The following is a 24192-nucleotide window of genomic DNA, read 5'->3' as shown; positions in this document are numbered from 1 at the left end:
TTAAGGCTCAGTCGAAACATCAGTTTTTGAGGAGCGAAGCAATTTTTGACGCATGAATTCTAGGGTGTCGTTTGCCCAGATCACATCGCGTCCAGTAAATGGGTGAAGCTTAAGGCTTAAACTCAGTTTTCCGTTAAAAACACAATGGACAAATCCTATTGGATAGTTGGGAGATCCGGGAGGAGAGGTGAACCAAACCTCACTTGGATCCCATTCCTTGTAAAAGGTATCTGTCTGCCAGCTGCCCAGATTAGAGAAGGTTCCCATCCAAAAATTTCGTTTGGAGCTTCGCTTTGAAAGGTAGCTCATACCAAAGTTCCCGAAATATTTGCCCATCGAACAGACATTCCAGTTTGCCCAGTGTTCTGAATTTTGTAGGGCCTGTTTGATTTGGTCTTGGATTTGGCTTGAAGACCAAGGGGGGTGGCTCAGCAGAGTGATAAAGCTCACTTGGTTACAGATCGCGTCGACTGCCATTGAAGTCCCTCGCATATTGATGGGAAAAAGCCACTTAGCTGTTTGGTTGGGATCTTTTAGGAGCTCCCTTGCTTTAGTGTCCAGCAAGCTCAACAGAAGACCATCCAAATTGGTTTTTTGCGAAGGCAGGGCTTTTAGGATGCGAGAGGTTTCATCGGCTGAGAATCCTAGCACAGCCGTTTCATTGAGATTTCTGATTGGTTGGTTTGGAGGTATCCAATCGGCATTCGCTCCGGATTGCTTTTTTAAGGCCCTGCGAAGAGCATGGATATTTTCTAATCCGGAGGGAGCCTCTTTGTTCTTCATTTCGGGAAAAAACCTTGAGCCTTGTCCTAGCTTTTGTAAGCAAACATTCATCGCCGAGATGCCGTCCATCTCAGTGTGAGAGAAATTGTGGAATTCTTTTTTCTGGACAAGGCCATTTTGGTTCGGGTCAGGTATTCCGCGACCAAAGGAGACAATGTGATTTTCGCCACGCTTTCTTGCAACTTCAAACCACTTTCCGCACCAATCAATGTTGGTGGCATGACGAAAGGGGAGGGGCGATTCTGGAGAGCTCGTCGTCAGATATTCTTTCATGCATTCCTTCATAAGGACGCTCCTTCGAGATAGAGAGGAGTGTGATGCGGAAGCAGGAGACGAGAATCGGAGAGCGAAGAAGTGGGGACGACCTGATACATGGTCGCAGGCATATCAAAAATGAGACCATCAGGAAGATTGGCATGAGGTGCAGCTGGCCATCTCCCTTCGATCCAAGTAATCAAGTGTACTTTTTCCTCAGCCGCCAGTTTGTAGGTTTCAAGGACGAGTTTTCGAAGCACCTTATGTTTTTGTTCTTTGGGGAGGTGGGGATGAATCATCAAGTGAGTCAGGTATATTTGAGACATTGGTTGACCGTTGACAATTGGTGCACGACCAAACTTTGGAAGCAATCCGCCCATCCGAGTGAGGAATGGTGAGAGCCCTTGCACGACCGGAGCGCGCACACTTGATCCGAGCCATGGCCAGCAGGCACCAAGTTTGTTTCCTACTTTATCTGTCACCTCAATCGTGGGGAAGGGATTGAGGGGGCGCCAGTGGTTATCGAGATGTCCCAAGTATTTATCTATGGCCATTTGATCAGGCAGATAAGGGAGACCTAAAGAGCCTGCATTCATTTTTTGCCAGTCCTCGAGATAGGCCCGATCAATTTTTTGATTGGTTTTTACAAGCAGGTGATTGTCCAATCGATTGTAGATACCTGGCCAGGGATGAAAAAGCAGGCTTCGCGCATTGTATTGCTGCAGCGGAAGATATTGAATTCCTGCTAACTTTTTCGTCAATACTTGAAGTGCCCGAAGATTCGTATCGAGAACAGATGTTACAAAGTAGTCACATCTTTCATTTGGGTTCTGAGTTGTGCGAAGCTGAGTGATGAGATCCAGATAAATAGATCGCCAATCAGATTTTCGTCTTGCAGGCGCTCGCGGATCCACGCGCAGATCGCACAAATATCCCAATAGGCTTGGCTCCCCTCTGACAGCTGTCGAGGTTCTGATGAGTCCCGATGATCCACATATGGATCCTTGGGAGTTTGTCATGACAAATGGGAAAAATGACCCTCCGCTCAATCGATAAAAAGAAAAGTAGTCTTTCCCGCGTTGAAAACTGAGAGACCAGTTCTTCGTTTGCATTGGCTGCATATTCATAAACCGTAGCAATTCGGGCTCATCCTGAATATCAGCTAGGCGGCAGTGCGAGCGGTCTTTAAAAATTTTCTCAACAACGCTTTCGGTAAGGCTTGAGTCGGCCTGGAGGCCAGTGGCCTTCTTGGTAAATTGATTTTTCTCGCCCGAAGATAATTCCGAATCTATCAAATCTATCAGTTTAGGTTCTATCATAATTCTATATCCATTGGTTTTTGATAAAAACTGGAGGAACGAGGGCGACGCAGTCGATTAAAAAGAAAACCAGGATTTGACCTCCAGGCTTTGTTGAGTGCTTCGACGGAGCCAATCTGGACGATTTCATCATCCGGGCCAGCCATACCTGGTAAGAGGAGAGTGGGGCCTTGGTAGATTGTGACGGGTTTTGCAATGGAATAGATCTCTCCCAATTTTGGTTTCGAGGAAGAGTAGGCGTAAATAAAGTACGGTCTTCGTAAAAATCTAATTTCTTTGTAAATTGTTAAGTAGAAGAGAAAATTGGTCAGACGACTTTTGTAACTTGGGTTAAGCCACAATCCAGTGATTTCAAAAAGGGAATCGTGTTCGTATTTAAGATGTGAAATTTTTGCGACTGCCTCATCAGGGAGACTTGAAATCACTCGAAAGGGAGGTTGAGTGATCAAGGCGAACCCCCCCACTAATTCTTGGGTTCTTGAGAAAAATCCTATCACTCTGTTTTGTGCGAGGTAAGGCGCTGGGAAAGCCACCCCCATCCATTTTTGACAGGATGAAGAGAAGCAATTCACTTCAGCTTCAGATTTGAGCGGTCGCGGTCGCGGTAACGGTAGCGGGACTTGAATGGAGAAACCGGCCATGGTGTTTCCTCTCAAAGTTGAGAAAAGTCAAAAAACCTTCAATCAACTCCCTGTCAGAGCTCTAAAAGCCGCGACGTCCTTGGAGTTGAGATTAGTATGCCAAAGCGTTTCAGAAAGATTAAGTCCAGCTGTAAGACAATGATGAATAGCCCTGTTGCGTCTACGAATTGAGTCGAAGTTTCGTAGCTTCGATACTGATAATAGGGTTTAGTTGTATTGCAAAAGGTCCTAAACAGGCAATTTGTTTGAGTAGAGCCGTTTGGGGAGCAAGGGAGACACCCATTTTCTAAACATAAGTGGGGTGATAATGGTAGTAAAAACACCCATGAGAACCAAGGTCGAAAACAATCCCTGTTCAATGAGTCCCCGCTGGTAGGCTATTCCAGCGACGACCAATTCCATGATTCCCCGGCCATTAAGAATAACGCCTATGCCAAGACAATCCGCGTGGGGAAGGGAAAGAAGTTTACCTCCCAGCCAGCCGGAAAATACTTTTGATAGAACTGACACAATTAAAACGACGACGACGAATAAGGCCGAATCCATCGCCTTCACATTGAATTCTAGGCCCAAATAAGCAAAGAAAACGGGAGCCAGAAATCCACCTGTAATCGATCCAAGAGTTCTTTCAAGTTCATGATATCGAGATACAAGAAAGAACTTCTTATCAATCAAGAGCGCACCAAAAAATGCGCCAATGACAAAATGAAAGCCCAGAATTTCGCTCAGAGAGCCAAAAACAAGGGCAAAAAGCACAACAATTCCAAATAGGGCTTCATTTCCCAGAATCTCGACGATTTTTTCTGGAATCTTTTGGATATGGATTCCGCGGTCAACTAATTGCTCAATAAACCAATTGAATCCCAGAATGCAGGCAGCAAGAAAGATGAGTTTGCTTCCAATAATAAAAATTGAGATCCCCACCGCCAACATAGAGCCCTGAGAGGGCAGGTTGAGAATTACTCCCAGAGCCAGAAGGGCAGCCACATCATTAAATATCGCTGTCGCTATGGAGTATCGAGCGATATCAGAATCCAGAATGCCAAAGTTTTGGAGAATTCTGATGGCCACAGGCAAGGCGGTGATAGAAATACATAGCCCCAAAAAAATAGTTTTCATAATGGTCAGCTGAAAGGCAATGCCAACAAGCATTCCTGCAGTCAGAGGAATAATAAATCCCAGAATGGCGATCACGATACCTTTGCTTGTGAGGGCGCTGACAATATCCTTAAAATTCATTTCCAATCCAGCGGAAAGAACGACGAGAAACACGGCGAGCTCTGATATTCCTGCAAGGGCGGCATTTGTATGGATGAGGTTCAGGAGGCTGGGCCCAAGCAGAACGCCGGCCAACATCTCTCCCACAATTGAAGGCAGTTGATACCGCTGAAAAATTTGGCCAAAAAGTCTGGCGACGATGATAAGGATCAGCAAAGTGGTCAGTAATGGCATAAGATAAATCCCATCTCTATGAGAACCCAACCCATTTTAAAAATTCCAGAAGATGGTGGGTACAATGCCCGAAAACAAAGAAGGAGTCATCCGACTTTGTGGGTCGCCCCGAATATTTATTGAAAGCTGCGATGGGATGCCAGGTTTATTTGCGCTGGCGAATCGAGTAATGTAAGAAGATTCTCAGCAGAAGGAGGGGATCTCCCTCTGCTGATAATATTGGAACCTCACCAAAAGTTATATTTTCAGAAGTTTAAAGGCATGTCCCCACTTGTTGTTCAACAGGCCAGGAATACACCAAAGAATACAAAGAGGTTCAATAGCGCGTGCGGCCTCAACGCCCCCCATGTCTTCGGTGTCCCAGCCAAACTGAGTGAGAATTTCTCGAACTTTGCCTTTGGCCTGACTGCTGGTTCCGCAGATAAACATGGTGGGCTTTCCACCGGGAAAAGAAGGGTCCACCATGAAAGGTCCCCCGACACAGGAAAAGGCCTTTACGAAATTGGCCTGGGGCGCTACCTTTTGAAGGACTTCCATGAGAGAGCTATTAGCTGCGGTAAAGAAGTTGAGCACACCGTTGGTTGGTGGAACGTCTGCAATTGGATTTGTAACGTCAATGATTGTCTTGCCTTTGATTGAGGAAGGAGAAAGGCTTTTTATCACTTGCTCAGCAACGGTACCTTTTACTGCTAAAACAACAATGTCTCCAAATAAGGCAGACTCCTCAAATGTGCCAATCCTTGCGTTTTTTGAATTCTTTGATTTCCAATCGCTCAATTTTGAGGGGTTTCGACTGCCACGCATCACTTCGTATCCATATTTTAGGAAGCCGTTGGCGAGGACTTCCCCTACCGTTCCAGATCCGAGAACAGCTACCTTTAAATTTCCCATTTAAAAACTCCTTGAAAAGTGTTGTAAATGTCCTATTGACTTCTTAATCATTGTATATACAATTGTATATACAATGATTAAGAAGACGCAAGGGCCTTTTTCAAATGAATCAGAATTGGACAATTGCTTTCGGGCTTGTCTTTATTTTACGATGAGTCGATTTTATCGTAGGATCGATCGTTTGGCTTTTGAGGCCTTTAAAAATTTGGAAATGTCGCCCAGTCAGGCTTTTCTCCTAATGGCTTTGGGAAAATCCGAGGCTTATTCGGCTTCATCGTCTGTATTGGCGAAATTGATGGATTTAGATCGTTCAACTCTCACTCGTCTCCTGGGGCAGTTGGAGGAAAAGAAATACCTCAGGCGCAAGAAGTCTGGACGTCAGGTTGTTGTCTGCCTGCAGGTGAAGGGAGTGGAATTCTTACCAAAAATCAATCAATGTTGGAAAAATCTTTACCAACAATATTGCAAGGTGTTGGGTAAAAATAATGCTGAAGCACTAAATAGGCTGATTCACAAAAATTCATGACGGAAGTGTCAGGCTGATCTGGAGTCGCGGCCGATTATGCGGTATAAATTCCGGTCATCATGAGTTAATACAAGAAGGAGTGAGCGGCATGAAGCTTCAGACCTCGAAAGTAAACTGGGTGAGCGCCCACGAGGCAGTGCAAGCAGTTCGATCTGGAGATCGAGTTCTGATTCAAGGAGCTGCGGCAACTCCTCATCGTCTGATAGAAGCTATGGTGCAGCAATCTGACCGTCTGAAAAATGTCGAGATTTTTCATCTCCATACAAGCGGGTCAGCTCCTTATGCAGATAGAAATTATAGGGATAGTTTTAAAGTTTCATCCTTTTTTATGGGAGCTAACCTCCGCAGCCGATTCTGCCCTCCTCAGGTTGATTATCTGCCCTGCTCGCTATCAGAAATCCCACAGTTAATACGTTCAAAAAGAGTGAAGATTGATGTGGTTTTTATTCACGTTTCTCCGCCGGACCAACACGGCGATTGTTCCTTGGGCACGAGTGTCGATATTATTCCAGCCGCTCTGGAACAAGCCAAAATTGTGATCGCTCAGATTAATCCTCACATGCCTCGAACACATGGGGATGGATTTCTTCATGTGAGCAAAATCAATTATGCGGTTCAGGTTGATGACGAATTGCCTGAAGAAATGCCGACCTTGCCAACGCCTATAGAGCAACAAATTGGAAATTATGTGGCAGATTTAGTGGAGGACGGCTCAACTCTGCAAATGGGTATCGGGGCAATACCCGACGCCGTATTGGGTCAGCTTTCCAATCGAAAATATCTTGGGATTCATACCGAAATGTGGTCAGACGGGGCTTTGAAACTGATCCAAGCTGGAGTGGTAGATAACAGTAGGAAGAAGCTGCACAAGGGAAAGACCGTCTCCTCTTTTTTGATGGGATCGCGAGAGCTCTATCGCTTTGTTCACGACAATCAGGCGACGGTTCAGTTGGATGTCGGTTATATCAATAATCCAATCAATATTGCTCGCAATCCAAAAGTCGTTGCAATTAACTCGGCCGTGGAAGTCGATTTGACTGGACAGGTCTGCGCCGATTCAATTGGAGGTCGGATGATATCTGGATCGGGAGGCCAGTTGGATTTTATTTTGGGAGCGTCTCTCTCTGAAGGGGGGAAGCCGATCATCGCTCTAACCAGTCGCGCGAAGAATGGGGCGCCTCGGATCGTGGCGAATCTCAATGTCGGGGCAGGTGTTGTGACTCCTAGGGCCTTGGTTCATTTCATTGTTACAGAATATGGCATGGTGGATCTCTACGGAAAGACGCTTTCAGAACGAGCCAATGCCTTGATTGAAATCTCTCATCCCGATGACAGAGAGACTCTGCATAAAAATTGGTGGAATTTCTGCGAGGGTCTTAAGAAAAAAACATGAAAACTCAATTGAACTTGCCTCAATTCGAGGAACAGATGGGTGAGGGTGGATTAGCGACGCTGATTCAGTTGCTTCAAGATTCTGGGATTGAGGTCGTAGGCCCCCAAGTGAGGGATCAAGCGATTGTCTACGATGTTCTAAAAAAGGTGGAAGACTTACCTCGAGGCTATACGGAGAAACAAGAAAGGGGTTTTTACCGCCTTGCTCAGCGGGACGACCGGGCTTACTTTGGGTTCACTGTTGGTCCAGACAGTTGGAAGAAATTTTTGTTTGTTCCGAAAGAGCGTCTTTGGAAATCTCATAAAAACAAAGATGGGAAGCTCTTATTTACTCCCGAGAAGATAACTTGCTCACGTCGTGCATTTTTGGGAGTGAGGGCTTGTGAGCTTGCCGCTATTCGAATCCAAGATCAGATTTTTTTGGAGGGACCAGCCGTTGATAGGCCATATCAAGAAAGACGAGCGACGACGATTTTGATAGCAGTTCAGTGTATGTCTGTCGCACCAACATGTTTTTGTGCATCGATGAAGACCGGACCAGGCATATCGGAGGGTTTTGATCTCTTGTTGGTTGAGGTTCCTGAAGTCGACAATCATCGATTTTTGCTGAAGTCCGGTTCTCCCGAAGGGGAGAAGTTGATGGAAGAACTGCGTCGAATGAAATGTTTGTATCCGACTTCTATCGAGGAGTCACTCATTTCAAGTCAGCAGGTCGCCATGGTGGCGGACGCGCAGGTGCGATCGATGAAGCCAGTCGAGGATAAAAAGTTATTAGACAGATCCTTTCATAGTGTTCGCTGGGATGAGATTTCTAAGAAATGCCTCAACTGTGCGAACTGCACTTTGGTTTGTCCCACTTGTTTTTGTTCAAGAGTTGAAGATACGACTGATTTAAAAGGTGATCACGCGGAGAGATGGAGAAAATGGGATTCTTGCTTTAGCCTTGATCATAGCTATATTCATGGCGGCAGTGTTAGGCAGAGCGGCAAATCTCGATATCGTCAGTGGTTGACTCACAAAGTCTCAAGTTGGTTTGATCAATACGGAAAATCTGGATGTGTCGGATGTGGCCGCTGCATTAGTTGGTGCCCGGTGGGTATAGATTTAACAGAAGAGATAAGGGCGTTTGATGATGAAAAAAATTTCGGACCTATTGAATGACTGTGTGTTCTTCAGTCATTTTCCTCAGGAATATCTAAACCTCATTGGTGGATGCGGAAAAAATCGAGTCGTTAAGGCCGATCAGTATCTTGCTCACGAGGGCGATGCGGCTCAGGCTTTTTATGTTCTTAAAAAGGGGAGAGTGGCTATAGAGACACACATGCAGGGGCATGGAGCTCTCTTGGTTGAAACACTTGGAGCAGGTGAGATTATTGGGTGGTCGTGGCTGGTGGAGCCTTTTAAGTGGAAATTTGACGTGAGAGTTTTGGAGCAAGCCCATTTGATTGAATTTGACGGCGGGTGCTTGCGGAAAAAGGCAGAAAATAATCCCGAACTTGGATACCTTTTGATGAAGAAAATTGCTTTGGTTATTGCGGGTCGGTTGAGTGCAACTCGTTTGCAACTCATTGACATTTATGGAAAGGGTGGCCATTGAAATCAAAAAATTCCCTCCTTCCAGTTCCCTATCGCATTGTTAAGTGCACTCAGGAGACGAGTGATGTGTTCACGATCGAGTTGGTTCCCGAAGATTCTCAGCAAAGCATGGAGTTTTCGCCAGGCCAGTTCAATATGCTTTACCAGTTTGGAGTGGGAGAGGTTCCCATTTCTATCAGCGGAGACTCCGCCAAGGCTGATCGCTATATTCACACCATTCGGGCAGTAGGAACCGTGACAAGAAGAATGAAAATATTGACAGAGAAAAGCCAACTTGGACTCAGAGGACCCTTTGGAGTGCCATGGCCTCTGGACAAGGCACTAGAGAAGGATATATTTTTAATCGCAGGCGGAATCGGCCTGGCTCCTTTGCGTCCTGTTATTTACGCTTACCTGGCTAACAAGAGCAGATATGGTCGTTTGAGTGTTCTCTATGGAGCGAGGTCCCCTAAAGATTTGGTTTTTAAAAAGGAGTTCAGTCAATGGCGAAAGCTCGGGGTTGAACTGAGCGTGGCTGTCGACGCGGCCGGACCGAGTTGGAAGGGTCACGTCGGGGCCGTAACAAAATTGATTCCGAACTTAGATTTGGACCCTAAGAAAAGCCTTGTGATGGTTTGCGGACCTGAGATCATGATGCGCTTTATTGCGGACCCCCTTTTAGGACGCGGGATAGCAGAGAGAGACATTTACGTTTCCATGGAGCGCAACATGCAATGCGCGGTGGGTTTTTGCGGTCATTGTCAATACGGTGGAGAGTTTATCTGCAAAGACGGTCCTGTTTTTTCATTTGATAGATTGAGTTCCACTTTTCTGAGAAGAGAATTTTGATTCATGAGAAAGAAGTCGAGTCAGGCGAGGAATAATAGAGCTAAAATCAAGCCTAAGTTGGCCGTTTGGAAATTTGCGTCCTGCGATGGCTGTCAATTGAGTTTGCTTGATTGTGAGGATGAGCTGCTTGGTATTGCTGAAATCATTGAGATCGCTAACTTTGCAGAAGCGAGTCGTCACGTTCTCCCTGGTCCTTATGATCTTTCATTGGTTGAGGGCTCAATCACGACCTCTCACGACGCCGACCGAATCAAGGATGTTCGGAATCAATCGCGGCATTTGGTGACAATCGGAGCCTGTGCGACTTCGGGTGGGGTGCAGGCCTTGCGCAATTATGCTCGTGAAGAGGAATATAGAAAATACGTCTATGCCCAGCCGGATTATATCAGCGCTCTGGCGACTTCGACTCCGATTTCAAACCACGTCAAGGTTGATTTTGAACTCCAGGGTTGTCCAATCAATAAGACTCAACTTTTAGAGGTTATTTCGGCATTTTTACACGGACGCAAACCAAATATTAACTCTTACAGTGAGTGTGTCGATTGTAAATTAGATGGCAACGTCTGTGTTATGGTGGCTCATGGGACGCCTTGCCTGGGGCCTATCACCCATGCAGGCTGCGGATCAATATGTCCCCGATTTAACCGAGGTTGTTATGGCTGCTATGGGCCTCAAGATAGTTCCAATCCTCGTGCTCTGGGAGATTGGATGGTCTCCATGAAAAGGGCGTCTCCGGACTTCGTGAGCAGATCCCTGCAAACCTATTATACTGGCAACAAAACTTTTCACGAGGCTTCGGAAGATTTTCAAAAAAACAGGGAGAAGGCCGAGGCATTGGGAGAGACTGAGTCATTGGTTGGCCGAGACACAGATAGGGAAGACACAAATAGGAAAGACACATGAGTTCTGATTCTGAAATTAAAATTAAGGCGGGAATTAGACCAGGTGCCCAGTCCGGTCTTAAAACAAGAACAATTAAAGTTGACTACTTGGCACGAGTAGAAGGAGAGGGATCTCTTTATATTCGTACAAAAGGGCAGGAGATCGAGGAGGTACAATTTAAAATATTTGAACCCCCGAGGTATTTTGAGGCTTTGTTACGTGGCCGTGATTTGACGGAAGCTTGTGACATCACTTCCCGCATTTGTGGAATTTGTCCGATTGCCTATCAAATGAGCGCTGTTCAGGCGATGGAATCCGCATTGGGCATTGAACTGACGAATGAAATTTGTGAGTTACGTCGTTTGATTTTTTGTGGGGAGTGGATTGAGAGTCATACCTTGCATGTCTATATGCTCCATGCTCCTGATTTTCTCGGTTTTGAAGATGCCATAACAATGGCAAAGAAATATCCAAAGGTGGTTTCTCAGGGATTGCAACTTAAGAAAATTGGGAATGATCTCATGAAATTGGTCGGAGGCCGCGAGATTCACCCCATCAATGTGAAGGTAGGTGGGTTTTATAAGCTACCGGACCCTTCCCAACTGCGAAAAATGCTGGAGCCTTTGAAGCAAGCAAGAGACATCGCTGCGGAAACAGTTCGCTTTGTGGCGAACTTGGAGTTCCCTGATTTTGAGAGGGACTACGAATTTGTCTCATTCTTTCATCCAAAGGAATACCCCATTAACAGTGGTCGAATCATTTCCAATAGAGGATTGGACATTGAAGTGCCATCGTATTTAGACCATTTTCAGGAACTCCATGTCGCTCGATCTAACGCCCTACATTCGGTTCTAAAGGAGAGGGGCGAATACCTGGTTGGTCCACTTGCGAGATATTTTCACAATGAAGCCAGGCTGCCAGAGAATGTACGAGAGTGTGCAAGGGACATTAATTTTGAAGTCAAAGATTGTCGAAATCCTTTCAAGAGTATTATTGTTCGCTCGTTGGAGATTTTGTTCGCTTGCGAGGAAAGTCTTAGGATTATTGAAGCTTATTCGGCCAGGGGGCCGGCCTTTGTCAACTATGAGGTAAAAGCGGGGATTGGCCATGGGTGTACTGAGGCTCCTCGGGGTCTTCTTTATCATCGTTACGAAATTGGCTCCGATGGAAAAATCAAAGAGGCTAAAATTATACCGCCGACTTCGCAGAATCAAAAGACAATCGAATCTGATCTTTTTGAGGTCGTTCGGCATTATTTTTCGTCATCAGAAAACGAACTTCGACATCGTTGTGAGCAGACGGTTCGGAATTATGACCCCTGTATTTCCTGTGCCACTCATTTTTTGAAAATTGAGCGTGAAGATGCTAACCCATAAGGCTCTAGTCTGTTTGGCTAATCCGAATCGCGGAGACGATGCTTTTTCTTGGATCGTAGCTGATCAGTTGATCAGCGGAGGGGAAACCCTTTTTTCTGTCATTAAGAGCAGTGGCGATATTACAGATTTGCTAGATATCTTCAGCTCTCATAGAAAGGTTATTGTACTTGATGCAATGGAAACCGACGATTTAGTTCCGATAAAAAAGTGGGATGCAAAGGAAGACTCGCTCCCAGCCAGTCTGTCAGGTACTTCTTCTCATGTGCTCGGAGTAGGTCAGGCCATTGAACTCTCTCGAGCTTTGGATAAAATACCAGATGAATTGATTGTTATCGGAGTAAAAGGGGTAAATTTTCAAATGGGCGAAGAGCTGAGCTCTGGAATGCGATCAATGATTCCAGAAGTTATCGCTTACGTTCGCCAGGAGTTTGCCACAAGTTGAGAGAGCAAAAATAGGTCTTTTTTAGGGCAATTGAGAATAGCGAGTAAGGAGAGCGGAAAATGCATGAAGTTGCAATGATGAAGGATCTTGTTCGCGAAGTGAATAGAATAGCAAAAAGCGAAAAAGCGAAGGCTGTTGTCAGTATTTCTGTGTGGATTGGCGCGCTCTCGCATTTGACTCCAGAGCATTTTCTTGAGCATTTTGCGGAGGATGCAAGGGGAAGTCTTGCTGAGAAGGCCCAGGTTAACTTTGAAATCTCCTCTGATATTCATGATCCGAGAGCTCAGGACGCTGTTTTGATGTCAGTTCAAGTCGCTGAAGACTAAAGGATCAATCAAGGTGTCTATTCGAATTGAGTTTCGGATCACGGGTCTTGTTCAGGGAATGGGAATTCGACCAAAAATTCTAAGAATGGCGAAAGCCCATGGGATTACAGGACGAGTTTTGAACGAATCAGATGCTGTCCTCATCGAGGCACAATCGCAAAATGCAGGGGATCTCGAGAAATTTGAGCAACTCATTGGAGAAGCGGGAGAAGTGGTTGAAAAAAAGTACCTTTCTCCAGTTGTTCGTGAATTCAATTTTAAAATTGATGAAAGCCATTTTTTTAATCCAAAATCCTCAGTTCTTAGCCCCGACAGAGCCATTTGCAGCGAATGTAGAAAGGAATATCAGGACCCAAAGGATCGAAGGTTCGGCTTTTCTTTTATTTCATGCGCCGAATGTGGGCCTCGCCAGAGTGTCTCTATTGGGATGCCCTATGATAGGAAGTTGACTTCTTGGAGGTCCTTTCCGTTTTGCTCTGAATGTCAGGATGAGTACGAGGATCCTGAGAATCGACGTTTTCACGTTCAGGGTATCTCTTGTCCTCAGTGTGGTCCATCTCTCAAATTGAGAACCCCGAGCGGAGAGCCTTTGGCGAGCGCAAAGGAAGCCCTTCAGCTCGCCTGTGCGGCGCTCAAATCAGGAAAGATTCTTGCCGTAAAGGGGAGCTCAGGATTTCACTTGATGTGTGATGCAAGGGGCATTGAAAGTATTGAGGAGTTGAGAAGAAGAAAGAGACGGCCAGCAAAGCCCTTTGCTGTGATGGTTCAGGATATTTCTCAGGCCCGAGCGATCTCGCTGGTTGGGGATGAGGAAATCAAAGCATTGGAGAGCCCTGTGGCTCCAATTGTTTTGTTAAGAAAAAAATCGCCAACACTGCTTTTGTGCGACGGGGTGGCACCCGGACTTCATCGTGTGGGAATCATGCTTGCATCTTCCGCCTACTATCTTGAATTATTAAAAATGTTTGGGGGTCCGCTGGTCGCCACCAGTGGAAATCGCGGAAGTGAGCCAATTTGCTTTCGAATTGAGCAGGCTCTTTCTGAGCTCAGGGGCATTGCAGATTTATTTTTGGATCATGACTTGGAAATAGCCCACTCTGGCGATGATTCTGTGGTTCAAGTTGTGATGGGTGAGACTTGCTGTCTTCGCCGGGGGAGGGGATATCCTCTGAGATTGTCAGTGAAGAGACTCCAGCCAAAACCCCTCATCGCTCTTGGAGCCGATCTGAAAAATTCAATTGCAGTTGGGACGGGTCGGAGTATCGTCTTGAGTCCCTATCTTGGACAAATGGGCGCGACTGGGGTGGACGATCGTCATCGCAAGCTCAGATCAGACTGGCTCAAGGAATATTCAATAGAAAATCCGCTGGTTATTTTCGATCTTCATCCTGACTATCGCAGTAGCATCATGGCTAACGAAGTCTGCGGTGAGGAGTATATACCCGTGCAGCATCACTGTGCTCATATTGCCGGTGTTCTGGCAGAGAGGGAATTGAATTCAAAGCCAGTGGTAGGAGTGGCATGGGATGGGACTGGGTATGGAACAGATGGTTCTAGCTGGGGCTCAGAGGTTATTTTGTTTTCCCAAGATGAATTGAAGAGAATCGCTAGCTTTCGGGCTTTTCCATTGCTCGGTGGCGACCGAGCTTCACGTGAACCCTGGAGGGTGGCCTTCAGTCTTCTCCGCGAGGCCGGAGTTTCTTTGGACCAAATTGTTTCAAGCTTCTGGTGGCAAAATCTTCGATGTCAATTTTCAATTGAGCAGATGGAATCATTGCGGCCAGTCTCCGTCAAATCATCTAGCCTCGGCCGTTTTTTCGATGGAGTTTCATCTCTTTTAGAGGTACGACATTTTTCAAGTTATGAGGGGCAGGCAGCCATTGAACTCGAGAGCTTGGCTGAGAAGTTGGGCGAGACTGACCTCGGTAGCAGTGGATTCTCTGTTGAATTGAAATCGATTCTTTTCGAAACGGGATCTGACGGTCTGTTCCGGTGGGATTGGAGAGACTACGTTCGAAGTCTCTTTTCGGCCTGTTGCATTGAGCCTTGCGAAAAGGAAAAGAGGACGGTCCTTGCCTTTGATTTTCATCAGTTATTGGTCACTCTCTTGATTGAGATTTTACAGAGGAATTTGGAATTTTGTAAAAAAAAGCCTGTCGTTCTAAGTGGGGGAGTTTTTCAAAATGCGCTCCTTCTTGAGCTTGTAGTGAGAGCTTTGCGTGAACGTAGAATCGAAGTTTTTTGGAATAGAGACATTCCTTCCAATGATGGGGGAATTGCGGTAGGACAAATTGTATGTGTCTCGGAGTACCTGGTCGCATTGAGAAAATTTCAACAACCGAAGTGATTCGCTTGCCAGATCGAGCAGATCTCATTCTCCGCGGAGGTTTTGTGAGTTTTGGTGGAATTGTGAAAGAAGTGAACTTAACCTACGTGCCAGAGGCTGTTGTGGGGGATTACGTCCTGGTTCATGTGGGTTTTGCCATCACCCGCCTAAAGAAGGACGAAGCCGATTTGATTTATCGGACACTGGGAGAAATGGGGGAACTGGGAAAGCCAGGAGACTGAACGTGAAATTTATGGCTGAATACCGGGATCCAATTCGGGCTGCGAAAATTATCGATTCAATCCGCAGGATCTGCACTCGCCCTTGGGTTCTGATGGAGATCTGTGGAGGACAAACTCACAGCATCGTTCGCTATGGGATAGATCAAATGTTGCCAGATAAAATCGAATTGGTACACGGACCGGGCTGTCCAGTCTGTGTCACACCGATTGACAAAATAGATTGTGCTATCGTGCTGGCCAAGATTCCGAATCTTATATTTTGTACCTTTGGAGATATGTTAAGGGTTCCAGGTAGTCATCAGGATTTATTTTCAGCCAAGGCCCAGGGCGCAGATGTGCGCATTGTCTACTCTCCTATGGATGCCCTTCAGTTGGCCGAGAGGAATCCAGATAGAGAAGTTGTTTTTTTTGCAATTGGATTTGAAACGACCGCGCCTGCGAACGCAATGGCTATTTACATGGCTGATAAAAAGGGAATCCAGAACTTCTCGGTTCTCGTGTCTCATGTCCTGGTTCCGCCAGCGATGGAAAGTATTCTGTCAGCGGCCGAAAATCGAGTCCAGGGATTTCTTGCGGCCGGTCACGTGTGCGCGGTTATGGGTTATCATGAGTACGCACCTATTTCTGCAAAATACAAAACTCCGATCGTCATTACGGGTTTTGAACCGCTCGATCTTTTAGAGGGAATTTACCTCCTTGTTCGCCAGCTTGAAGAAGGTCGGTTCGAAGTCGAAAATCAGTACACGCGCGCGGTATCGGAGGGCGGAAATCCTGTGGCTCAAGATATCTTGAAGGACGTGTTCGTGATTGTAAAGAAAGAGTGGCGGGGTCTTGGTGCAATTGATGGGAGCGGATTAACTTTGAGTGAAGCCTATCGCAAATTCGATGCTGAAATTCGCTTTAGAGAAAAATTAGCTGAAAGAGAGTTATCGGTGTCTCCTGTAAACTGCATCAGTGGACTGATCTTGCAAGGAATAAGGAAGCCCCACGATTGTGAGGCTTTTGATAGGATTTGTCATCCTGACAATCCCTTGGGTGCGACGATGGTTTCGAATGAAGGGGCCTGTGCTGCGTATTGGAAATATCGTCGGTTCGAAGGAAAGTTAACGAAAGAATAGAGAGAGCCTAATATGGATTGGATCTGTCGATTTCCATTTGAAAGATATCCTACGATCACCTTGGCTCATGGGGGAGGTGGGCGCCTCACACAGCAATTGATTGATGAAATTTTAAAACCGGCATTTGATTCGAATTGTTTAAATGAGGCAAGTGATTGTGCCAATCTATTTTTGGATAGTTCCAAGTTATGTTTTGCGACAGATTCCTTTGTTGTGAATCCAATTTTTTTTCGAGGTGGAGACATAGGCAAGTTGGCCGTGACGGGAACATGCAATGATTTGGCTATGGGAGGGGCCGAGCCACGATGGTTGTCCGTTGGTTTTATCTTGGAGGAGGGTCTGGCGATCAAAGATTTTATTCGAATCGTCGATTCGATGGCTCAGGCCGCTCGGGAAATCGGAGTCAAAGTTGTTGCGGGCGACACAAAGGTTGTTGAACGGGGAAGAGGAGATGGCATTTATATCAATGTCAGTGGAATTGGGATACCTCCTTCAAAGAATTCTTTTGTTCCAAGAAATATCTGTACGGGAGATGTGATTGTTCTCAGTGGCCCCATTGGCCGGCACGGAATATCTATTATGGCAGATCGAGCAAATCTCGGCTTTGAATCATCGATCCAGTCTGATTGTTCTCATCTATGGCCACGAGTGAAGGAGCTCTTGAGATCAAATGCAGAAGTTCACGTCATGCGGGATTTAACTCGAGGCGGTTTGGCCACAGCGCTGATTGAGCTTGCGCAAACGCGAGTTCTTGAGATGAAAATAAAGGAAAAAATGATATGTGTTGATAGTTCGGTTTCTGGTGCCTGCGAAATGCTGGGTCTTGATCCCTTGTTTTGTGCCAATGAAGGAACGATGGTAGCAATCGTCCCCAATTCAGCTGTGGCAGAATGCCTTAAGATCTTAAAAAAATTTGATCCCTCTTCCTCCGCTATCGGAACTGTATTGGATGGCTCTGTTGGGCGTTTGCTCATTGAAACAGAATTCGGCACAACTTATTCTCTTGAAAAACAGAGTGGAGAACAGTTGCCAAGAATTTGTTAAAAGTTGTTTTTAATGGTCTTTAGTTTCGGACCTCCATGTAGTAGCCTTATTTCAATTCGGGGGGGGAAGTATGAAATACAATGTTACCGGTCGGTGGGAATCAGGTCGTTGGGAATCTGAGATAAACGTGCGCGATTTTATCCAGAAAAATTATCAAGCCTATGAAGGTGATGCGAGCTTTCTTGTTGGTCCAAGCCAGGAAACGTCTGAGCTATGGGATCGAGTGCTTGGTCTCATGAAGGAGGAAAGACAAAAGGGAATTCTTGATGCCGATACCGAAGTTGTTTCTTCAATTACCTCTCACGGGCCCGGATACATTGATAAGAATTTGGAAAAAATAGTTGGCCTTCAAACAGATAGACCACTGAAGAGGGCACTTGTCGCTTACGGTGGAGTACGGATGGCGGCGGATGCTTTAGAGTCTTACGGTTACAAGATGAACCCAAGCCTTATTGATTTTTTTCAGAAACATCGAAAAACTCACAATGATGGAGTTTTTGCGGCTTACACGCCAGAGATGATGGCTGCGAGAAAGTCAGGAATCATCACGGGTCTTCCAGATGCCTACGGTCGAGGGCGAATCATAGGCGACTATAGAAGAGTGGCTCTTTATGGAGTTGATCGTTTAATTAAAAAAAAGGAAAATGATCTCAAAGACTGCGAAGAAATTGATCTTGAGTCTGATAGTCTTCGTAGCCGCGAAGAGCTTTTTGAGCAAATCAAAGCCCTTCAGTCCCTCAAGGTGATGGCTGCCAGTTATGGTTTTGATATCAGTCGGCCAGCTAACACAGCGAAAGAAGCGATTCAGTGGACCTATTTTGCCTATCTGTCTGCCGTCAAAGAGCAGAATGGGGCAGCCATGTCGTTGGGAAGAGTCTCCTCTTTCTTTGATATATATATAGAAAGAGATTTGAAAGCTGGAGAATTGACTGAAACTCAGGCCCAGGAGTTGGTGGATCAGTTTGTGATGAAATTGAGGATGGTTCGATTTTCTCGGACTCCCGAATATGATCAGCTCTTTTCAGGAGATCCAACCTGGGTCACGGAATCCATTGGAGGTATGAGCGAAGACGGACGGTCTTTGGTGACTCGTACGAGCTTCAGATTTTTGCACACTTTGTACAATCTGGGTCCTGCGCCAGAGCCAAATCTCACTGTATTGTGGGCGGAACGCTTGCCCGAGCCTTTCAAACAGTATTGCGCAAAAGTTTCGATCGATAAGAGTTCGATACAATATGAAAATGATGATCTGATGCGCCATACGTTTGGCGACGACTATGCAATTGCCTGCTGTGTTTCTGCGGCTAAAATTGGAAAGCAAATGCAATTTTTTGGTGCTCGCGCCAATCTTGCAAAATGCTTGCTCTATGCGATTAACGGTGGTCGCGACGAGATCAGCGGTCAGCAGGTCGGTCCGGAATTCGCTCCAGTGATGGGCGATGTTCTTCAATATGAAGACGTGCTTCATAAATTTGATTTGATGTTGGAATGGTTGGCACACCTTTATGTGAATACTTTGAACGTGATTCACTATATGCATGACAAATACTGCTATGAAAAAATTGAAATGTCATTGCACGACACTCACGTGGAGCGGTTTCTTGCGACTGGCATGGCTGGCTTGTCAGTCGTCGCAGATTCTTTGTCTGCCATTCGTTATTCAGAAGTTAAAGTGGTGAGGGATGAGCGTGGGCTTGCGGTAGATTTTATTCGGAGCACCGAAAACTATCCCCAGTATGGCAATAATGATGATCGGGTTGATTTGATCGCGGTCGATATTGTGAAGCGCTTCATGAATAAACTGCGAAAGCAAAAGACTTACCGGGAAGCAATTCCCACTTTGTCTGTTCTGACGATCACTTCAAATGTTGTCTATGGAAAAAAGACGGGGTGTACTCCTGACGGGAGAAGACTTGGCGAAGCCTTTGCTCCAGGAGCAAATCCTATGCATGGCCGCGAGACCCATGGCGCAGTGGCAGCAATGGAGTCAGTGGCAAAGATTCCTTATCGCTACGCCAGGGATGGCATCTCCAACACATTCTCTATTATTCCGAAGGCCTTGGGATCAACAGAGAGAGATCAAGTTACAAATTTGATCGGATTGTTGACAGCCTATTTTCACGATGGGGGTCATCACATGAATGTGAATGTGCTTGATCGCGATACTCTTTTAAAGGCGATGGATCACCCCGAGGAGTTTCCACAACTCACAATTCGTGTGTCGGGATATGCCGTCAATTTTATCAAATTGACTCGTGAGCAGCAGGAAGAGGTTGTGCGCCGCACTTTTCACGAAAAATTAGGCACCTGATGTCCGTGAAAGGACGCATTCACTCAATTGAAACTTGCGGTACCGTGGATGGTCCTGGGGTTCGCTATCTTGTTTTTATGCAAGGCTGTTCGCTTCGTTGCCTGTATTGTCACAATCCCGATACCCGTCATCCACATGAAGGGCGTGAGGTGACGACAGAGGAACTCTTTCGTGAGATTTGGCGATACCGAGCTTATTTTGAAAAGTCTGGAGGCGGAGTTACATTTACAGGCGGAGAACCGCTTCTCCAACCTGACTTCATAGGAGATCTTGCGGACGCTTGTCGCGAGGCTAATATTCATACGGCTCTCGATACCTCCGGATTTAACTTTCAGATAAATTCGAAACAATCTTCGGCTGTTGATTCTGTGAACTTGGTTCTACTCGACATTAAGGCCTTTGACCCCAAGACGTACAGAAAAGTGACGGGAGTTAAATTGGGGCCAACATTGAACATGCTTGATTACTTGGAGCAAATCGAAAAAAAAACCTGGGTGCGCTTTGTTCTTGTTCCTGGTCTGACCGATTCAGAGGATGAGGTCACTTCGCTCGCAAATTTGATATCCAAGAGAAAGAACATTGCGAAGGTCCAGGTGCTTCCCTTTCATAAAATGGGCGAATACAAATGGAAGCAAATGGGCTTTAAATATGAATTAGATAAAACATTGCCCCCAAGCCGAGAGCAACTGGTAAGAGTTCAGGAAATATTTAGACGAGTTGGACTAGAGACCGAATAAACTTATTTTCAGTGATCTTCGGACTTCAATCTTGAATTGGTCATCTGCCAAACGAACTGCAAATGCATTCTCCAATCCTCTCACTTGCTCCCGTGAGCAAAGCCATTTTACCCATGATACCCCCCCCTTATTTACAATTTTATTGCTCGCCCGATTTATCCTTCACATATTTGGAATACACAAACACGGGGATATCAAGTGAACCTAGATGTTGGTCTATCAAAGGTTTTACGTCTTTCCATTCGAGACCTCCGACCCCTGTGGCAAGTTTTGTGATGGCAAGACTCTTGTAACCATTTGATTTAACTTCCGAGGCCAATTTCTTCAAGCAATGGCCAACATTGCTCAAGGTCGCCTTACCCGGATGTTGTCCTTTGGAGAGAGGCGGCTTTTGGGTGAGAAGATTGATGATGGCGCTGCTTCCCGCTCCCTTCCAGGTCCAGAATTCCCCTTCGCTCGGAGATTGAGTCTGACAGTAGTGACGAAAGTCCTTGTAAAGTGAAGGCCATCGTTCACGAAGCTGTAAAGCCAGACCTTGTTTGAAATCGTCATCCACGGCGACACCATGAGCGAGGGCCTCTGCCTTTGAGAGTAAGATATCCCCTTCAACTTCGCGAATCATTTTGAAGCTCCTTTGAGAAAGATTAAGACGAGTTTAGATTGTCCTTATGGAACCTTAACTAACTACCAGATGATTTGTAATTCATCAAATTGGATCTCAGTGAAGTGCTTGCGTTGGTCAAATTTCTCGTTGCTTCTCAATTGTACGCCTGAACTCACAAAAGTTTTTGAGCTGAGTGGAGAGGTATTTATTGAGGCCATGCTCCGTGATCCTGAGGCAAAACACCTAGATTGACCGGCCGGGTCAATTCCATTGAGAAAATTGAAACCTGAGATGACTATCAAGGCGGTTATCGATTTTTAATTTTTTCAAGGTTCCGCCTGTACTCACTTCAACTCCTATCCTCGAACATGGCTGGTGGCCCGTGATTCAATATTTCTGTAGGAGCTCAGATTGATTGCTTTCTTTTCAGTTCTCAGGCTTAACGAGTTCATTTCTCTGTAGGTTTTGTAAATGAGTGGTCGAATATCGTCGTTGAAAAATCCGATGGCCGAATCGAAATCACTACAGGATTCCAATTTTTCAAAGGCCTTCCCTAATTCGATGGCTCCGACCGTATATGAGGATGACTTGAGTTTGTGACCAAGCCGCGTCAATTCAGTCAGGTCCTTGTATCGATCAAAGATTTTTTCAAAAGACAAAATCTCCCTGAGGCTTTCCAAATAGAATTTCAAAACCTTACCTGTAGCCACCCTCCCAATTTTTTCGCTGAGAGATTCCAGAGCGATTGGCAGCGTCGCTTTATATTCAGCACCCAAATAGCAATCTAATCGGGCCTTCATATATTCCAAAGAAATTGGCTTCGCAATCACTTCATCCATTCCTGAATTCATACACGCGATCTTGTTTTGAGCACTCACGTCGGCAGTCATTGCCAACACTGGAATAAAGTGATTTCCAAGCTTCTTTATTCTTTTAGTGGCTTCAAATCCATCCATTTCAGGCATTTGGCAATCCATAAGGATCATAGCAAACGACTTTCCTCTTTGAATAACCATAGAAAGGGCCTCGCTTCCATTTTTGGCTATAACGGACTGAAAACCCAACTCCTTCAAAATAGCTGATATGACAATTTGATTTGACTTCACATCTTCAGCAACCAAAATTAGATCTCGATAATTCTGACCTCGTGTCTCTGTTTCTCTTGTTATCTTTTTAGTTTTCTTTACTACTGAAGCAGTTGGACCTGCATCTCTATCTCTCGTCAGTTTCAATGGAATTTCGAAATTTATCTCAGTGCCACTTTGAGCTTTGGAAAAGACTTTGAGCTCGCCTCCCATAGCTTGAACAAGCTTTTGGCTGATACAGAGACCGAGTCCACATCCAGGCTCCCCGGATGTGCCGGACTTCTCAAATTGAACAAAAGGTTGAAAGATCTTCGCAGTTTGGTCCGGTGTCATGCCAATGCCGGTATCCTGGATTGTAAATCTGAAATCCTCGCCATCTTCTCGGAGTCTTTCTACCGTTAGGATGACACCGCCCGTGCTTGTAAACTTAATCGCGTTCCCAATGATATTGAATAAGATTTGAGATAAGCGTTCCTTGTCTCCGATTACCCTTACTGGCAATCCTTGCCTAAATTTAGAAACCAAGTAAATTCCCTTGGCTTCGGCTTTTGGATTTAGTCCACCTAAAATACCGTCGATGAGATTTTTTAATTCAAAATTCTTGTACTTGATGTCAACTAGGCCAGACTCATACTTGGAGAATTCCAGGATATCGTCTACAATTCTCATCAGAGTTTTTCCGGAATCAGATATCGTCTGGAGAAATTGCGGATCGGGTTTTTCAGCTTGCCTCTTGATAAGGAGGTCGGACAAAGCAACAATTCCGTTAAGAGGAGTTCTGATTTCATGGCTTATCGTAGCGAGAAATTGGGTTTTTAAATTCGAGGATCGCACAGCCTCATCCTGAGATTTTTTGAGTGAAAGGAGAACTCTGCGCATCGATTTGTGGTCATAAACAAGAAAGAGACCTGAAAGGAGGGTCAAAGACAAAGAGCCATAGAAAAGCCAGTCGATGTGACTTTCAATAAACGAAGACTCAGAGAGGATGATTGGATGGACCTCCTCAGCAACTTCTCTATTTAGTTCATTTAAATGATCGATTAAAAATCCAATTTTAGTTAAGTTAATTTCTGCTACAGAGTCAATAGTTTGAAGTGATTGAATCTTCAATGACTTTTCGATCCATTCATTCCTGAGAGCATGAAACAAGGACTTCTCTTCCGCACCTTCTGAATCTAATGAGTTTAGTGTTTCAAAATAAGTATCTATTTTTTTTGTCGAAGCTTTCAAGAAATCCAACGAAGAGGGAGATATCTCTTTAGAGGGAGCGCTATGACTGAGGAGTGGCTCCCAGGTTCTCAACTCGGAGACGACTGAGTTCAATGTTGTTTGCTTCTTTTGTGCCCCGTACCTTCTACTGATTAATTGCCTGGTCTTCGAGTGTTCCAACTGCAATTTTGTCGATACCAGGGCGAGCGCACCCATTCCAAAAAACAAGACAAACTTCCAAAAAAAGCGCCTTTTAAAGTTCAAGCTTCAGAATCCTTTTTGGCAACTGATCTCTTTCCAATCATTTCCTTTAAAATCTGAATGCAAGAGTCAGGTTCTAAAGGCTTCCGGATATAAGTCGGAGCAAATTCAGCATGATCCGCGTGCTTCCGCACCTTAGATTCTTCCGATCGAGAGATCAACAGGAAGGTTTTAGGAAAATGCTTTGCGAATTTTTTCCAAAGATCCAAGCCTGACTCCGGGCCTGACAAAAAAATGTCTGAGATAACAATATCAAATAATGGCTTCTGGGTTAGAGTGTGTATCATCAACTTTGCAGCTTCGGTATAGCTAATCGCCCACTTGTATTGAACTGGGACTCCAAGTGAGGAAAAAATAAATTCCCAAATGGGCTCAAAGGTAAAGTCATCCTCGACGATCAGAATCCTCAAGGGTGAGACAAAACTTACTTGTGGCTCTAAGCTTCCCGTCGAAGGATTTGTCGATATTGAAAAATCTTCTCTTTGCTGCATTTCAGCCTGCCCTTCCGCTTATTTTGAGTATCTCCCCATGGAAGCTTAGGGGGTT

Annotated in this window: 24 protein-coding genes; 16 read left to right on the top strand and 8 right to left on the bottom strand. The window is 45.4% G+C overall.

The genetic code is table 11. The annotated features are described in order from the left end of the window. From IPL83_13235 to IPL83_13215, 5 genes are all read right to left on the bottom strand, one after another. Nucleotides 1–1068, bottom strand: coding sequence for a hypothetical protein (locus IPL83_13235; protein ID MBK9040106.1), 1068 nt, complete (start codon nucleotides 1066–1068; stop codon nucleotides 1–3). Next, the gene (locus IPL83_13230) at nucleotides 1065–2357 is read right to left on the bottom strand and encodes a hypothetical protein (protein MBK9040105.1); all 1293 of its coding nucleotides are present in this window, start codon (nucleotides 2355–2357) and stop codon (nucleotides 1065–1067) included. Before IPL83_13230 ends, IPL83_13235 begins: the two co-directional genes overlap by 4 nt. Next, nucleotides 2354–2806, bottom strand: a complete 453-nt coding sequence (locus tag IPL83_13225; GenBank protein MBK9040104.1) for a hypothetical protein — start codon at nucleotides 2804–2806, stop codon at nucleotides 2354–2356. The genes IPL83_13230 and IPL83_13225 overlap by 4 nt, the downstream gene beginning before the upstream one ends. Before the next feature lie 420 nt (nucleotides 2807–3226). Further along, nucleotides 3227–4450 carry a cation:proton antiporter gene (locus IPL83_13220; GenBank protein MBK9040103.1) on the bottom strand — a complete coding sequence of 408 codons (1224 nt, stop codon included), beginning with the start codon at nucleotides 4448–4450 and terminating at the stop codon, nucleotides 3227–3229. 237 nt (nucleotides 4451–4687) lie between these two features. After that, on the bottom strand, nucleotides 4688–5341 hold the full coding sequence (locus IPL83_13215) for an NAD(P)-binding domain-containing protein (GenBank protein ID MBK9040102.1): 654 nt from the start codon (nucleotides 5339–5341) through the stop codon (nucleotides 4688–4690). Between the two features lie 73 nt (nucleotides 5342–5414). Here IPL83_13215 and IPL83_13210 point away from each other — a divergent pair, with 73 nt between their 5' ends. The 15 genes from IPL83_13210 to pflA all read left to right on the top strand — a co-directional run bounded on the left by IPL83_13210 (nucleotide 5415) and on the right by pflA (nucleotide 20487). After that, nucleotides 5415–5867: a MarR family transcriptional regulator gene (locus IPL83_13210; protein ID MBK9040101.1), complete on the top strand. Its 453-nt coding sequence runs from the start codon at nucleotides 5415–5417 to the stop codon at nucleotides 5865–5867. Nucleotides 5868–5955: 88 nt separating this feature from the next. Further along, nucleotides 5956–7260 carry an acetyl-CoA hydrolase/transferase family protein gene (locus IPL83_13205; GenBank protein ID MBK9040100.1) on the top strand — a complete coding sequence of 435 codons (1305 nt, stop codon included), beginning with the start codon at nucleotides 5956–5958 and terminating at the stop codon, nucleotides 7258–7260. Between the two features lie 35 nt (nucleotides 7261–7295). Then, nucleotides 7296–8420, top strand: a complete 1125-nt coding sequence (locus IPL83_13200; GenBank protein MBK9040099.1) for a 4Fe-4S dicluster domain-containing protein — start codon at nucleotides 7296–7298, stop codon at nucleotides 8418–8420. Next, on the top strand, nucleotides 8389–8856 hold the full coding sequence (locus tag IPL83_13195; protein ID MBK9040098.1) for a cyclic nucleotide-binding domain-containing protein: 468 nt from the start codon (nucleotides 8389–8391) through the stop codon (nucleotides 8854–8856). The genes IPL83_13200 and IPL83_13195 overlap by 32 nt, the downstream gene beginning before the upstream one ends. Then, nucleotides 8853–9683: an FAD/NAD(P)-binding protein gene (locus IPL83_13190; protein MBK9040097.1), complete on the top strand. Its 831-nt coding sequence runs from the start codon at nucleotides 8853–8855 to the stop codon at nucleotides 9681–9683. Before IPL83_13195 ends, IPL83_13190 begins: the two co-directional genes overlap by 4 nt. 3 nt (nucleotides 9684–9686) lie before the next feature. Beyond that, entirely contained in the window at nucleotides 9687–10586 is a 900-nt protein-coding gene (locus IPL83_13185) for an oxidoreductase (protein ID MBK9040096.1), read from the top strand. After that, on the top strand, nucleotides 10583–11941 hold the full coding sequence (locus IPL83_13180) for a Ni/Fe hydrogenase subunit alpha (protein MBK9040095.1): 1359 nt from the start codon (nucleotides 10583–10585) through the stop codon (nucleotides 11939–11941). Before IPL83_13185 ends, IPL83_13180 begins: the two co-directional genes overlap by 4 nt. 13 nt (nucleotides 11942–11954) lie before the next feature. Continuing rightward, nucleotides 11955–12383 (top strand): hydrogenase maturation protease, encoded by a 429-nt coding sequence (locus tag IPL83_13175; GenBank protein ID MBK9040094.1) that lies wholly within the window; start codon nucleotides 11955–11957, stop codon nucleotides 12381–12383. Nucleotides 12384–12442: 59 nt separating this feature from the next. After that, the gene (locus IPL83_13170; GenBank protein ID MBK9040093.1) at nucleotides 12443–12709 is read left to right on the top strand and encodes a hydrogenase maturation nickel metallochaperone HypA; all 267 of its coding nucleotides are present in this window, start codon (nucleotides 12443–12445) and stop codon (nucleotides 12707–12709) included. Nucleotides 12710–12722: 13 nt separating this feature from the next. Further along, complete coding sequence (gene hypF / locus IPL83_13165; protein MBK9040092.1) at nucleotides 12723–15056, top strand: carbamoyltransferase HypF; 2334 nt, start codon at nucleotides 12723–12725, stop codon at nucleotides 15054–15056. Beyond that, nucleotides 15005–15277 (top strand): HypC/HybG/HupF family hydrogenase formation chaperone, encoded by a 273-nt coding sequence (locus IPL83_13160; GenBank protein ID MBK9040091.1) that lies wholly within the window; start codon nucleotides 15005–15007, stop codon nucleotides 15275–15277. The genes hypF and IPL83_13160 overlap by 52 nt, the downstream gene beginning before the upstream one ends. 2 nt (nucleotides 15278–15279) lie before the next feature. Continuing rightward, entirely contained in the window at nucleotides 15280–16395 is a 1116-nt protein-coding gene (gene hypD, locus IPL83_13155; GenBank protein ID MBK9040090.1) for a hydrogenase formation protein HypD, read from the top strand. Nucleotides 16396–16407: 12 nt separating this feature from the next. Further along, entirely contained in the window at nucleotides 16408–17439 is a 1032-nt protein-coding gene (hypE, locus tag IPL83_13150) for a hydrogenase expression/formation protein HypE (protein ID MBK9040089.1), read from the top strand. Nucleotides 17440–17509: 70 nt separating this feature from the next. Then, complete coding sequence (gene pflB, locus IPL83_13145; protein MBK9040088.1) at nucleotides 17510–19750, top strand: formate C-acetyltransferase; 2241 nt, start codon at nucleotides 17510–17512, stop codon at nucleotides 19748–19750. Then, nucleotides 19750–20487 carry a pyruvate formate lyase-activating protein gene (gene pflA, locus IPL83_13140; GenBank protein ID MBK9040087.1) on the top strand — a complete coding sequence of 246 codons (738 nt, stop codon included), beginning with the start codon at nucleotides 19750–19752 and terminating at the stop codon, nucleotides 20485–20487. Before pflB ends, pflA begins: the two co-directional genes overlap by 1 nt. A 139-nt stretch (nucleotides 20488–20626) precedes the next feature. On the opposite strand, the gene IPL83_13135 is transcribed toward pflA, so the two are convergent. Beyond that, the gene (locus IPL83_13135; protein MBK9040086.1) at nucleotides 20627–21109 is read right to left on the bottom strand and encodes a macro domain-containing protein; all 483 of its coding nucleotides are present in this window, start codon (nucleotides 21107–21109) and stop codon (nucleotides 20627–20629) included. A 12-nt stretch (nucleotides 21110–21121) separates the two neighbouring features. Between IPL83_13135 and IPL83_13130 the strand changes: the two genes are divergently transcribed. Then, the gene (locus tag IPL83_13130) at nucleotides 21122–21343 is read left to right on the top strand and encodes a hypothetical protein (protein MBK9040085.1); all 222 of its coding nucleotides are present in this window, start codon (nucleotides 21122–21124) and stop codon (nucleotides 21341–21343) included. A 104-nt stretch (nucleotides 21344–21447) separates the two neighbouring features. On the opposite strand, the gene IPL83_13125 is transcribed toward IPL83_13130, so the two are convergent. Next, nucleotides 21448–23649 (bottom strand): response regulator, encoded by a 2202-nt coding sequence (locus tag IPL83_13125; GenBank protein ID MBK9040084.1) that lies wholly within the window; start codon nucleotides 23647–23649, stop codon nucleotides 21448–21450. Further along, nucleotides 23646–24137 carry a response regulator gene (locus tag IPL83_13120; protein MBK9040083.1) on the bottom strand — a complete coding sequence of 164 codons (492 nt, stop codon included), beginning with the start codon at nucleotides 24135–24137 and terminating at the stop codon, nucleotides 23646–23648. Before IPL83_13120 ends, IPL83_13125 begins: the two co-directional genes overlap by 4 nt. Nucleotides 24138–24192: the final 55 nt, after the last annotated feature.

This window comes from Bdellovibrionales bacterium, from assembly GCA_016716765.1.
GTDB lineage: Bacteria > Bdellovibrionota > Bdellovibrionia > Bdellovibrionales > UBA1609 > JADJVA01.
Note: the sequence above shows the minus strand (reverse complement) of the source record. Positions and strands in the feature narration are given on the sequence as shown.